At 34.3% G+C, this 13,337-nt stretch carries 15 protein-coding genes; 4 read left to right on the forward strand and 11 right to left on the reverse strand.

What is annotated here, in order from left to right; genetic code table 11:
• Positions 1–12 precede the first annotated feature (12 nt).
• Positions 13–564, forward strand: coding sequence for a biliverdin-producing heme oxygenase (locus REB14_RS09920; RefSeq protein WP_079242841.1), 552 nt, complete (start codon positions 13–15; stop codon positions 562–564).
• Between the two features lie 118 nt (positions 565–682).
• Positions 683–1,609, forward strand: a complete 927-nt coding sequence (locus REB14_RS09925; RefSeq protein WP_034699354.1) for a malate dehydrogenase — start codon at positions 683–685, stop codon at positions 1,607–1,609.
• A gap of 141 nt (positions 1,610–1,750) precedes the next feature.
• On the opposite strand, the gene REB14_RS09930 is transcribed toward REB14_RS09925, so the two are convergent.
• The 9 genes from REB14_RS09930 to REB14_RS09970 form a co-directional block, all read right to left on the reverse strand.
• Entirely contained in the window at positions 1,751–2,356 is a 606-nt protein-coding gene (locus tag REB14_RS09930) for a hypothetical protein (protein WP_309522077.1), read from the reverse strand.
• Between the two features lie 14 nt (positions 2,357–2,370).
• Positions 2,371–2,868, reverse strand: coding sequence for a hypothetical protein (locus REB14_RS09935; RefSeq protein WP_309522078.1), 498 nt, complete (start codon positions 2,866–2,868; stop codon positions 2,371–2,373).
• 458 nt (positions 2,869–3,326) lie between these two features.
• Positions 3,327–4,244: an alpha/beta fold hydrolase gene (locus REB14_RS09940; protein ID WP_309522079.1), complete on the reverse strand. Its 918-nt coding sequence runs from the start codon at positions 4,242–4,244 to the stop codon at positions 3,327–3,329.
• A gap of 50 nt (positions 4,245–4,294) precedes the next feature.
• Positions 4,295–4,480, reverse strand: coding sequence for a hypothetical protein (locus REB14_RS09945; RefSeq protein WP_309522080.1), 186 nt, complete (start codon positions 4,478–4,480; stop codon positions 4,295–4,297).
• Positions 4,481–4,584: 104 nt separating this feature from the next.
• Positions 4,585–5,136, reverse strand: a complete 552-nt coding sequence (locus REB14_RS09950; protein WP_309522081.1) for a putative glycolipid-binding domain-containing protein — start codon at positions 5,134–5,136, stop codon at positions 4,585–4,587.
• A 113-nt stretch (positions 5,137–5,249) separates the two neighbouring features.
• Positions 5,250–5,483: a hypothetical protein gene (locus tag REB14_RS09955; RefSeq protein ID WP_079243975.1), complete on the reverse strand. Its 234-nt coding sequence runs from the start codon at positions 5,481–5,483 to the stop codon at positions 5,250–5,252.
• Positions 5,484–5,563: 80 nt separating this feature from the next.
• Positions 5,564–6,100 carry a GNAT family N-acetyltransferase gene (locus tag REB14_RS09960; protein WP_309522082.1) on the reverse strand — a complete coding sequence of 179 codons (537 nt, stop codon included), beginning with the start codon at positions 6,098–6,100 and terminating at the stop codon, positions 5,564–5,566.
• Positions 6,101–6,117: 17 nt separating this feature from the next.
• A complete protein-coding gene (locus REB14_RS09965; protein ID WP_079242833.1) occupies positions 6,118–6,510 on the reverse strand; it encodes a VOC family protein in 393 nt (130 codons plus the stop codon).
• A 20-nt stretch (positions 6,511–6,530) separates the two neighbouring features.
• Positions 6,531–7,316 (reverse strand): hypothetical protein, encoded by a 786-nt coding sequence (locus REB14_RS09970; RefSeq protein WP_309522083.1) that lies wholly within the window; start codon positions 7,314–7,316, stop codon positions 6,531–6,533.
• 102 nt (positions 7,317–7,418) lie between these two features.
• On the opposite strand from REB14_RS09970, the gene pafA reads away from it, so the two are divergent.
• Positions 7,419–9,065 (forward strand): alkaline phosphatase PafA, encoded by a 1,647-nt coding sequence (pafA, locus tag REB14_RS09975; protein ID WP_079242831.1) that lies wholly within the window; start codon positions 7,419–7,421, stop codon positions 9,063–9,065.
• Positions 9,066–9,114: 49 nt separating this feature from the next.
• Here the strand turns inward: pafA and REB14_RS09980 are convergent, their stop codons facing one another.
• Both REB14_RS09980 and REB14_RS09985 read right to left on the reverse strand, forming a co-directional pair.
• Entirely contained in the window at positions 9,115–10,245 is a 1,131-nt protein-coding gene (locus REB14_RS09980) for a tetratricopeptide repeat protein (protein ID WP_309522084.1), read from the reverse strand.
• Complete coding sequence (locus REB14_RS09985; RefSeq protein ID WP_309522085.1) at positions 10,242–11,858, reverse strand: helix-turn-helix domain-containing protein; 1,617 nt, start codon at positions 11,856–11,858, stop codon at positions 10,242–10,244. The genes REB14_RS09980 and REB14_RS09985 overlap by 4 nt, the downstream gene beginning before the upstream one ends.
• A gap of 154 nt (positions 11,859–12,012) precedes the next feature.
• On the opposite strand from REB14_RS09985, the gene REB14_RS09990 reads away from it, so the two are divergent.
• A complete protein-coding gene (locus REB14_RS09990; protein WP_309522086.1) occupies positions 12,013–13,326 on the forward strand; it encodes a T9SS type A sorting domain-containing protein in 1,314 nt (437 codons plus the stop codon).
• Positions 13,327–13,337: the final 11 nt, after the last annotated feature.

Below are 13,337 nucleotides of genomic sequence, written 5' to 3' on the forward strand. Positions count from 1 at the left end.
AAAACGTTATTTATGGTATCAGAATATCTTAAACAGAATACAGCAGATTATCACGATGCAGCAGAAAAACTTTTTAATTCTGAAAAGATTTTCAACAAAACTTTCACGTTAGAAGATTATAAAAAAATCATTCATACCAATTACCTGATGCTTCTTCACAGCGAAGACAAAATATTCAGCAGCCTTTCTGATAAGTATGCAGAAAAACTTCAGCTTGAAGAAAGAAAGAAACTTTCCCTTATTGAAAAAGACCTGAAAAGTCTTTCCCTGGAAGATCAGGAAGTTTCTCATCCTTTGGAGTTCAATAATGAGCATGAAGCCCTTGGAGCAATGTATGTCATTGAAGGTTCTACCCTTGGTGGAAATGTAATTGCAAAGCAACTTTCCAAAACGGAGGGTTTTGATGAGGTTACCTTCAATTTTTTCGGATGCTATCAGGAAAATACGGGGCCAATGTGGAAAAATTTCAAAGAAGTTCTGGATACAGAAGTCGCGGAAGAAAACTATAATGAAGTGCTTTCCGGTGCAAAAAAACTATATACGTTTTTACTGAACGTCAACTAATTTATTTTAATTCTAATTAAATTCCTGAAAAATTGCTCAATTTTTCAGGAATTGTTAAATTTGGGGAGTTTCAAATTTAAACTTAACTAACAAAAAATAATTTTTAAAAAGTAACAATATGAAAGTAACTGTAGTAGGTGCAGGCGCTGTAGGAGCAAGCTGTGCAGAATACATCGCAATGAAGAACTTCTGTTCAGAAGTAGTTTTGGTAGACATTAAAGAAGGGTTTGCTGAAGGAAAAGCAATGGATTTGATGCAGACAGCATCTCTTAACGGATTTGATACAAAAATTACGGGTACAACAGGAGATTACAGCAAAACTGCAGGTTCTCATGTAGCAGTAATCACTTCAGGGATTCCAAGAAAACCTGGAATGACGAGAGAAGAATTGATCGGTATCAACGCTGGTATCGTGAAAGAAGTTACTGAAAACTTAGTAAAACATTCTCCGGAAGTAATCATCATCGTAGTTTCTAACCCAATGGATACTATGGCTTACCTTGTACATAAAACTTCAGGTCTTCCTAAGCACAAAATCATCGGAATGGGTGGTGCATTAGACTCTGCAAGATTCAAATACAGATTGGCTGAAGCATTGGAAGCTCCAATTTCTGATGTTGACGGTATGGTAATCGCTGCTCACAGTGATACAGGTATGCTTCCATTATTGAGCAAAGCAACAAGAAATGGTGTTCCTGTAACTGAGTTCTTGAGTGATGAACAACAAAAATATGTCATCGAAGAAACTAAAGTAGGAGGAGCTACACTTACGAAATTATTAGGAACTTCAGCTTGGTATGCTCCAGGTGCAGCAGTGTCTGTAATGGTTCAGGCTATTGCATGTGACCAGAAGAAAATGATCCCTTGTTCTTTAATGCTTGAAGGAGAATACGGACAAAATGATATCTGCCTTGGTGTTCCAGCAATTATTGGAGCCAACGGAGTAGAATCAATTGTAAACGTAACTTTGACTGCTGAAGAGCAATTGAAATTCGCTGAAGCTGCTAATGCAGTTAGAGAGGTGAATGGAGATCTTAAATTTTAATAATAGCCCGCTTTTTTTAAGCAGGAATTAAAATAGATAAACCCCGGCTGTTTCATTTGAAACAGCCGGGGTTGTTTTTGAAAATCTATTGAAGTATTAAGAAAAATAAGAATTAAAGTATGATTTACTTAAATAAAAGTACTATTCTTGAGTACCAAATTTGTTGAAAAATTTTTCTCTGCCCTTACTATCATAGACATAAGGATCAATGAAACTTTCAGTCCATTTTTTTGTGATTTCTGAAAAATCTTTTCCTGTAAATTTTTCTAGTTCAGCTTTTTTAACATCAATTTTATAAACATTGTTTTCAAATGGAAGTATAATTTCTACTTCATTGATAAAGCTAAGAGTTTTCATTAATCTTACAGATCCTTCAATCATAGCTTTCTGAATAGCATTTCCACTTGACCAATATTCTTTTAAGTCATTCTTGGTTAAGTTAGACTGTGGATTTAATTCCTTATATTCTGCAAAGTTTTTTACATAATAAATGGTAGCTTTTCCATTTTCAAATTCAACACTTTTGATTGAACCCCCAGCTCTTAGTCTTGACGATTCAGTTTTCAGCTGTTCTAGATCTGATCCTGTTGTTTTTGATTGTATCTCAGTTTTGGAATCTTTTGTTTCAGTTTTATTATTATTATTATTATTATTATTATTATTATTATTATTATTATTATTATTATTATTATTATTATTGCAGCTGACAAACACACAAAAAGAAAGAATTAAAAATATTTTTTTCATTATAATAAATTTTATTAATTGATTTCAACAGTTTGGGCTATACTCTCCCAATTATTTTTTTCATAGTAATCTAACTTGCTATATCCGTTTATATTGTTGATAGTATAAATAGCTTTTATATTTTTCAAATCTTTTTCTTCCATGTAAAGCCCAGTTAGAGGGTTGTTTGGGAATGCTATACTGTTAGACTTTTTAAAAAATACTAAAATTTGGAAATATCCGTCTGTATAATTAGATTTAACATTTGAGCAGTAAACTTTTAACTGTTCAACACTAATATTGTTATTTACTACGAAAAGAGTCATTTGATTAAAATTACCATCATTTCTTAATTCTTTTTTACTATCAATTTTTTTTATTTTACTATTATTATATTTTAACTTTTCTGTAGTTGTAATATTATTACTTTCTTTTTCCGAGTTCAATATTGTGTCAGAATCTTTTTTATTATTGGTACAATTAATAAAGATTAAAGTTATCGCAATAAGAAGTATATTGAAGCATGTTTTCATAATTATAGTTTTAATATTTCAAAATTAAAGATTCTTTATCTGAATCATTACGGAAAACCATAATCAAGTCTAATTATTGAAAATGGTCTGCAGCTACTTTTTGAACTTCCAATATCCCCTTCTATAACTCCCTCTACCCCCTTACCCAAGGGGGTAGACCTGGTTGTTTATGGGGATAGAGATAGTTCTGTAAGGGGGTAGACCCCCTGGATAAGTGCCTCCAGGGGGTTAATGAAGGGTATACAGACCGTTACATAAGTGGGTAGAGATCGTTGATGAAGGGGCTGGAGGCCGTTCTTAACTGGTTATAGCCAGTTCATGAAGTGGCTAAAGAGATTTATACAACTGTCTAAAGGGAGTTCGGAAGTGGGTAGAGACAGCTGATGAAGGGTTTACAGGAACTTTGATAATGGAGGCCGCGCTGAAACCCTTATTATTATAGACTTATCAATAGAATGTCACTTTGTTGTATTCACAAACCGAGTGACAGTATTCACAAATTCTTTATTTTTCTCATAATACAAAAGATGCCCGCCATTAATGGAAACTATTTTCTGACTGGGAAACCTGAAGGTCTTATAATGCTGAGTTCCCACTGCTTTATCCTTTTTTCCCGTAATGATAAGCACAGGAACAATAATCTCTTTTGTAATTGGAGTATAATCAGCATAATATTCAGGATAATCTTTAGGTTTTGAAATAACAGCCATTCCGAAGTCGATAATGCGGGGATGGAGAGAATCAATCTTATCGGATTCTTTTATGGTTTCAATATCTTCAGTCAGAAATTTATATCCGATTCTTTTTTTCCTTAATGCACTGCTTATTTTTGAAAGTTCTGAGGTAAGACTGTCTTTAGGTATGGCTTTGTTTTTTGCCTGTAAAAGACTGTTTCCGTATTCAATCTGTTCCTTGACAGATTCATCATTCAGAAAATGAAGCGTGATATTAGAAAGGATAAGTCCTTTGGTATGTTCAGGATATTTTTTTGCATAGTTCACGGCTATAATTCCACCAAAAGAATGAGCGAGCAGAAAGATTTTTTTCAATTGGAGATGCTGTCTCAATTCTTCTATATCCTGAATCATTTTATCAAGATGGTAGTTTTCAGAAGTGTCGGATTCTCCGGAACCCCGCTGATCCATATAAATCATCTGCATGTTTTTTTCCAGATGGTTTCCACCCATCAGTTCAAACGATGGATAGCCCTGTCCGGGACCACCGGGAATATAAATGCAGGCTTCTCCTTTTCCGGAGACCTTGTACTTGATCTTTACATGATCTGAAGTTTCATAAAAACCTTCGGAGTGATGATTCTGAGCTGAAATGACAGTCAGGGAAACGAAAAAAAAGAGTAGGAGAGCAATTGTTTTCATATCCTTATAACAATTATAAAGGACTGTTTATTACGCTGAACATTATTTAATTACTGAAATACTAATACCCCTGTAATTATAATGAATACTATAGCCACAGAACCTACAGTAATATCTTTTTTTTCTTCTTTTTCAAAATCTTTTTCAGATGCTTCCTGTTGTTTTTTATAGTTGAGTTTGAAAATAAAAATTAGCCTTATTATATTACCAATTAATCCTAAAAAATTGACATCCATATTTATTTTTATGCTTTGTTATATCGGGTGGAAGGGGATCAGATTTTTGGTGTGAAAACAAGGACCGCAGCTTTATGTCATCACTTGTGATATTGTTTTATATCTCAATGTTCTGCAATCTTTTCAAACAGTCTTGGATAATTTGTAGCTAATCCTTTTTCATCCACTGAAATTTCTGCTTTAAAATCGTTTTCAATATTTTCATACAGGTATTTATTAACCGCTGTTCGGGTGTATTGTTGCTGAACAGGTCTGATATGATGGTTTAAAACGTCAATATAAATAACATCAATCTTCTTAGAGCTGTTTTCTGAAAGCTTTAAGTTGTTGACCGGTAAAGTATTGGTAAATGGCGTAAGTGAGATATCTATGAATGTGAAATTATTGAATTCAGGATGTACAGCATTGTTGATTTCCCATTGATCCTGGATTCTTTTTCCTGTAAGTGTTCTTTTATTATTATTGATTTCAGATTCGATTAAAAAACTCTGAACAATCCAGTCTTTATCAGTATGAATTTTATATTCTATGCTATATATTTTATCTTCATGACAACCGATGATTTTTGATTCTACCGTATAGTTTTTATCATCAGATTGTAAATTAAAATATTCAAGAGACTGATAAAATATTCCTTTCCAGATCAATGTTTTCATAATGATATTCTTTGATGTATTATTACGAGATGCAAGTTAATGAATGCCAGAGCTGATTACAAAAAAAGAGCGGTAAAACCGCCCTCAACAAAATTTTATCTAACAAATATTTTTTACATATAAACACATCCGCATCCTGTTTCCCATTCCTGGCACAGGCGCATAGGTTCAGGACATCCAGGGTCACCGCCGCCACCGTCTGAAACTCTGTAGCAGGTACCACCACTGCAATAGTATGAACCTATAGTGGGCGGACAATTGCCATCCATATCACATAATGCATAGGGAGTATCTCCACCACTGATCAACACAAGCTGATTTCTCTTTAATTTTTTTAAATTTTTCATAGTAATCATTTTTAATTTGTTGATTACTAATGTATAAAATTATTAACACACCGACAAGTGTTTTAATCAATGTGGTAAAATTACTCTACATCTAAAGTCATAAAAAGCGCGATTTCCTCTGCATTTTCATACAATCTTGTATTCAGTCCGGTAATATTGAATCCCATTCTTCTGTAAAATTGTATTGCAGGATAATTGGTGTTCTGTGTTTCCAGTTCAATCACTCTGCAATTCAATTTCCTGGCTTCTTTAATGGCACTTTTAATCAACATAATTCCGATTCCCTGTCTTCTGTATTTTTCGTTGATCAGGATATTTTCAATATAAAAACTGTTATTCCATGTTCTTTGTTCACAGATAATCCAGCCTGCAAGTTTTTCATTAACAAAAGCACCGAAAGAATTTCCCTGTTCAATAAGGGTATTCAATTCTTCAAAATCTTCAGAAGTCGTTTCCCATATTTTTTTGTAAGGCAAAGACTTCTCTTTTAAAATAAACTCAAAAGAACCTCCGAACTCTATAGAGGAAACCACATATCTGATGTCTGTTGTATACCCGTTATGCCCCCAATCCAGGCTTGGATTAGAGGTTAGTTTTTGTAATTTTTTTATTTCCACCCTTGTATATTTTTACTTTATTGAATTTCGGTACAAATTTCTACCAGATAATTGTTAGTATCTTTAATATAAGCTGTTTTTTGTCCCCATGGTTTTATGGCAATATCTTCATAGAGGACAGCTCCGTTTTTTATTGCTTTTTCTACCAAAGCCTCTACATTATCTGTTGTAAACCCCAGTTCCATTCCGAAAGGTTGGCCTTCGGTTTTTGCTGTTAGAAATCCTTTTTTAATATTGGAATTGGCCAGGCTCACAGAGGCGAATGAAAGACTTGTTTCTCCGGTCAGGAGTTCACCATAATCTTTTTCGGGAGTGATGAATTTTATTTCAGAACCAAAGGTGTTTTTATAAAAGTTCATAGACTGTTCTACATCTTCTACATAGAGAATGACATATTTGAATTTAATCATAGTATTGGATTAAAATGGTTTTATTTTTTGTTTAAAATATATTCCTCATCTGCTATCAACACAGTATGAGGGCCATGTAAAGGATACTCTTTGAAACTTCCGAAATGACCGAAATGAAGAGGGTATTTCTGGGTAAGTTGTCTTACTTTATTACCAAAAGAATTGATGTCAACCTTTTGGATGGCTTCTTTCTTCTGTCTCCCATTGGTGAAAAAGAGCATCAGGTTACAATGATCTTTAAAATCAAAATCATTATAATAAAATGCATGAAGGTTTTCTTCTCTGGAAATCTGGGTCAGGTCATCAATCAATTCTTTTTTATGCTGTAAAGGCAGATTACAATCGATTCTGGCTGCATAATTTTCTGCATTACTTTTTTTGAAGTCAGAACCCACCATCTGAATGAAACGATGCTCTATATTTTTGAATTCCCATCTTTCCGGAGGATAGCTTTTGCTGGATTGAATGGTAAAAGGAAGACTGGCATCCAATAATATTGCACTTTCACGGATCAATAGTTCTTCAATCTCTTTAGCAAACTGAAAATGAAAATCAAAAAGCATATGGTCTCCAATATTGATGATGATTTGATTTCCATCGAAATTCAGGTGTAAATATGTTTTCTTGAAATCTGATTTTAGTGCTTCCAGTTTATGGATAAAATCATCTGTATTTTCAACCCGAATTCTTGCTGCCAGTTCAGCAGGATTATCAGCATGTCCTCCATATCCGGGATAAAATTTGAAAAACTGAAAGTCATATAATTGATCCGGGAATTTGAAATACCAGTATACACCTAAAATCATAGAAGATTGATTGATAATTGTACAATAATCAAATTTAAATAAAATTTCATACTCCAAAACTTTCAAAACCCTTAAATTTGTCAACAATAAAAATTTACTTGGATGCTTAGGAACATTTCAATTGCGGCAGCTACTTTATTGTCCGTAGTTACAATCAATGCACAGAAGAACAGAAATACTCAACTGGAAAGACCGAAATTAGTAGTAGGTCTGGTAGTAGACCAGATGCGTTGGGACTATTTGTACCGTTTCTACGGTAAGTATGGGAATGATGGTTTTAAAAGACTTTTGAATACAGGATATTCTTTGAATAATGTACATATTCCTTATGTTCCTACCATTACGGCTTTAGGACATACATGTATCTATACAGGATCTGTACCGGCTATTCATGGAATTGCAGGAAACGACTGGACGGATAAAGAAACAGGTAAAGGAGTTTATTGTACCGCGGATGAGAGCGTTCAGCCAGTAGGAACTACCAATACAAAAACGGGAAGCCACTCTCCGAAAAATCTTTGGTCTACCACAGTAACTGACGAATTGAGACTGGCAACGAACTTCCAGGGAAAAGTTGTCGGTGTTTCTTTGAAAGACCGTGCTTCTATTCTTCCTGCCGGCCATACTCCAAACGGAGCTTTCTGGTTTGATGACAGCACGGGGAATTTCATTACCAGTACATGGTATATGAATGATCTTCCTCAGTGGGTAAAATCATTCAACTCTCAGAATCTCCCTGAAAAATTAGTAGCCAACGGATGGAATACTTTACTTCCAATCAACGAATATACAGAAAGCGCACCAGACAATTCTCCTTGGGAAGGTTTACTGGGAAGTGCAAAAACACCTACTTTCCCTTACAGTAATTTAGCAAAAGATTACCAGACTAAAAAAGACAATATCCGTTACACACCTTTCGGAAATACTCTGACATTAAAATTGGCAGAAGCTTCTGTAGAAGGTGAAAAACTGGGTGGAGATAATATCACAGACTTCTTAGCGATCAACCTTGCGTCTACAGATTATGCAGGACATAAATTCGGACCGAATTCTATTGAAGTAGAAGATGTTTATATCAGACTAGATCAGGATTTGGCAGAGTTCTTCAAATATCTTGATTCAAAGGTAGGAAAAGGGGAGTACACTGTTTTCCTTTCTGCTGACCACGGTGGAGCACACTCTGTAGGATTCCTGAAAGAACATAAAATTCCGACTGGTTTCTTCGGAGAAGATGCAGAAAAGAATCTGAACCAGAAACTGAAAGATAAATTCGGAGCAGATAAACTGGTTAATGCCATTGATAACTACCAGGTTTATTTCGACAGAAAAGTATTAGCAGACAACAAGCTTGAACTGGATGATGTAAGAAACTTTGCTGTAAAAGAAATTGAGAAAGATCCTACTGTTTTATATGCTGTTTCTGTAGACAAAGTTCAGGAGGCAAGCATTCCGGAGCCAATCAAACAAAGAATTATTAATGGAATCAACAGACAGAGAAGTGGAGATATCCAGTTAATTTCTCATGATTCTATGCTTCCACCATATTCTAAAACAGGAACTACGCACAGTGTATGGAATTCTTACGATTCTCATATTCCATTGATCTTTATGGGTTGGGGAGTGAAACAGGGAGAAAGTAACAAAGAATATCACATGACAGATATTGCTCCTACGGTATCTTCTTTATTGAAAATCCAGTTTCCAAGTGGAAATGTAGGAAATCCAATTACCGAAGTTATTGGTAAATAAATTGAAAATTATACATCATAAAAAAACATTCCCAACCGGGAATGTTTTTTTATGATGTCCTTATCATTTGTTGAATCTCTTTGTGAAACTTCTTATTCTGGTTTCTGATTTTGATAATAAAATATAAAAGAATAACGATCAAAATACATCCCAGAAAAACAGAACCCATTTTAATGTAACGATAATCAGATTTCAGCTTCTCATTTTTCAAAGCTGTTTCCTTGTTGTGATTGTCGATCACCTGATTAATGGATTTCAGTTCATTCTGCTTTCTTTTAAATCGCATTTCCATGTGTTTTTTATTAAACTGCTGATAGAGATTCTGTCGTCCCATAGCAAGATAATTCTCAGCCATTTCTTTATAAAGGCCTTCATTCAGGATGATATCTCCGGTATTTTTAGAAAGATCTTCAGCTTTTAGTAAAAGGTTTATTGCAGTTTGATTTTCATGTCTTTGTTTGTGTATTTCAGCAATTCCTTTCAATGCGAATGCTTCCAGACTTTTCGCAGAATTCTTACGGGCATAATTAATAGACTGGAGAAAAGCCTCCTGCGCTTTATCAATTTGATTAAGGTTGAGATAACAATATCCAATATTATAATACACCACACTCATATTGGAATAAGTAGTTCTTTTCACGGGAACCTTTTCGTAATTTCGTATAGAAATCAGAAATTTTTCCAAAGCAATTTCAGAATTTGACTGGCTTTTATATACCATTCCCCTTATTGCATAGCTTGCAGCGGTTTCAATGTATTTTTCAGGTTTTTTTTCAGGAATTTTTGCAATATACTGTTCTGCCTCATTCAGTGTTTCCAGGCATTTGTTGAAAAGCTCCATTTGCTGATATTGGATGGCAACATATATGAGAACCCCCGCCTGACTTCTGGGATCATTGGTTTTCTGAGATAGTTCTTTTGCTTTTAATATATATTTTAAAGACTCTTCAAAATTTCTTTTGGCAATATTGGCCGTTGAAAGCAGCATATAAAGATTAATGGAAGTTTTGATATCATGAGATTTTTTTAATAATTGTTCTCCGATTTTGATGGTGTGATCAGGGTTATCGTAAATTTCAAGTTTCGCCTTTTTTATTAAGACGCTGTCAGGTGTCTTTTGTGCTTTCATACAATTACAAAAGGCAACCAGCAACAGGATTATTTTTACTATTGATTTCATAAGGCTTTTGTTTTACTGATTTCCTGAATATAGGAATTGGGAGACATTCCCGTAACTGACTTAAAAACAGTAGTAAATGCACTATGTGATGAGAATCCTGAATATTCTGCCAGATAACTTACTTTATAATTAAGAAAAGTAGAATCAGTTCTTAGCAACTGTACAATATGGTTGATTCTAAGCTTGTTAATATATCCGTTGAAATTTTTTTCTTTACTATTAATAATTTCAGAAAGATATTTTGTATTGATTTCCATTTGAGAGGAAAGCAGAGACAGAGACATATTTTTATTCAAAAACCGGTCGGATTTTTCAAATTCTTCCAACTTTTGGAGAATTTCATCTTCTTTTTCCCTGGATATTTTTGTTGTGGCGGAATCTTTTGTCGCTGGAGTTGTTTTGTTTAAAATGATTGGTTGAGATTTTCGGCTGATCTGTTTTTCAAAGAAATCAAACTGTTTTTTTAAGTCTTTATTTTTACTTTTCATGAGTAAAAAATAAGTAAGCAAACCCAAAATGATCAAAGATATAATCAGGATTAAAGACCAGGAAGATCTTAGAAGCAGATGTTTCTGAAATTCAATATTTTTATTTTGATTTGTTTCCACAAGCTTCACAAGATATCGTATTCCTTCTTTTGAACTGGAATCTGTTTTTGTTTTTAAATCATTGTAAAGTTTATTGTACTGATGGTATTTTGCATCATTATGTAGTGCGTAGTAATTACGGGAAAGTGATTCGTAGATTTTAATTTTTAAATTGTTAAAAGAAATATTTTCAATCAATTGAAGCCCTGCTTCCAGTTTTTCAATAGCTATTGCATAATCCTGTCTCAGAAAATAATATTGGGAGAGGTTTTCATAGGCTAGTCCTAAAAGAAAAGGTTGGCTTTTCTGATGTTCAAGATCTGTAATAATACTGTCTATAAGTTCTTTATAATCAGTTTGTTTATTTAGTTTCAGCAGATAGGAAGATCTGAAAATTCTGTTTTCGATTTTTAAAATTCTATTCTCTTCATTATTATCGCCGAGGTATTGATTGCTTTGATCAAGATTTTTTAGAGCCTCAGGATAGTTTCTGTTGATTCCCGAGTTCAATGCCTGGAGCTGATACAGTTTTGCAGTGGTGATTTTTAATGCCGGATTACTGCTTTTAAGGAGTTTTTGATCAGACAAGAGATGAGAAATAATTCTTTTTGATTGGTTGTACAAACCCAGATTCTGATACTGATCTGCAAGATTATAATCACTGAAAACCTGCATAAAATAAGAAAGATCGTTTTTTTGATCAGGCTCTTCTTTTTGAGCAAAAATATTGACAGATTGTACATATTCTCCCTTCATGGCAAAAGCTTGTGAAATAATGTTTTGAAGTACAATTTTGTGTTCGGCATTTTGATCGCTCACAAGAATTCCCTGAGTATAACTGATGCATTCGTCAGAATTCTGATAAAGCTTCAGAAATGCCTTATCGGCTAGAATAGTAAAGTCCGGACCAGACTGTCCTTTGATAGTAAGGGAGCAGAAAATGAAAATAAACAGTAAAGTTTGAAATAATTTTTGTCTTGAAAATTTGTTTTTTGTGTTTTTTTGAATAATTCTGGTAAAATCCATATTCAAAATGTTGTTTTGTATCTGTTTGTTTATTAGGTTTTTAAAAATTAAATTCTTTTAAAATTCACGAATTATGAAAGTCAATTTCTTTTGATAGGCTGAATATTGTATTAATATTGTTTTCACCAATTCGGAACGCTAAATATAATAAAATATGAAAAATTTTTACAGAATGTCAATGAAAATATTGACGGCTTGTCTTTTCCTGAAATTTGGTTTTGCAGAGGCGCAGCTTACTGTAATAGGTTTGGGAAATTATAACGTAGGGGCAGTATCGGATAATGGAGTCGTAAGCATGCATACAAGTGCAGGAGGAATATATAAATGGAACGCAGCGGGAGGTCTTGTACAGATTGGTTCTATATCAAACGGTTATCCGGCTGCTGGTAGAACTGTTGTTTCGAATGACGGAACTAAAATTTCGTCCTCGATAACAAATGCAGCAACAGGATTTAATGAAATATCAACCTACGATGTAGCTACTTCCACTTGGGTAAACAGAGGTGGGCTTGTTCCTACTGGATGGGATGGCAGTGTGAGTTCAACCTGGGGCATGACTACCAATGGAAGTACGATCGTAGGTTTAGGGTTTCTTACTGCTGCGAACGCACACGCTGTGAAATGGGATGCGGTAAGCGGAATGATAGATTTAGGAAGTATGGTTCCCGGACGCAGCTCCAGAGCAAATGCAATCAATGCTGCAGGAACAGTAATTGTAGGTTGGCAGGATGAGCCAACTGGAACAAGAAGTGGGGCAAAATGGCAGGATGGAGTAGAAAGTTTTATTACAGATAATAATGGGAATAATGTAGGGGAAGCAGGAGGAATTTCTGCAGACGGAAATACAATCATAGGCTCAGCAAATCCTAATCCTTATGTCTGGAATGCGGTAAGTGGGCTTACTTATATAACCCATCCTAATGCTTCTTTCAGCTTCAAAGGAGGAGCAACAGGAATTTCTGCTGATGGAAAAAAAGTAATTGGGTATTACAGAGCATTTGGAGCACCTCCTATGTCAGGGGAAGGCTTTATCTGGACCTTTGCTACCGGAAGAATTAATCTGAATGATTATGCAGCATCTTTAGGAATTGCAACCAATGGAGTCACGATGGGGCTTCCTTTAGCAATTTCACAGGACGGAAAGAAAATTGCCGGATCAGGGACGAATGCTTCAGGTCAGATAATTGCTTTTTATCTGGATACTTCTGAATTCTTATCGGTGAATGATGCTGTAAAAGAGAAAAACAATATGAGGATCTATCCTAATCCTGTGACTGATATTCTATATTTTAAAGGAAAAGGAAAAATAGAGAAAGCTGAAATTTATAATATGGTTGGACAAAAGGTAAAATCATTTGATCATGTAGAAGAGCAGATTGATGTTTCATCCCTGTCAAAAGGAGGTTATATTTTGCAATATTCTGTAAAAGGAGTACAACAGGAGGCTTATAAATTTATAAAAAAATAACATATATAAAT

This window comes from Chryseobacterium metallicongregator, assembly GCF_031324065.1.
Taxonomy (GTDB): domain Bacteria; phylum Bacteroidota; class Bacteroidia; order Flavobacteriales; family Weeksellaceae; genus Chryseobacterium; species Chryseobacterium metallicongregator.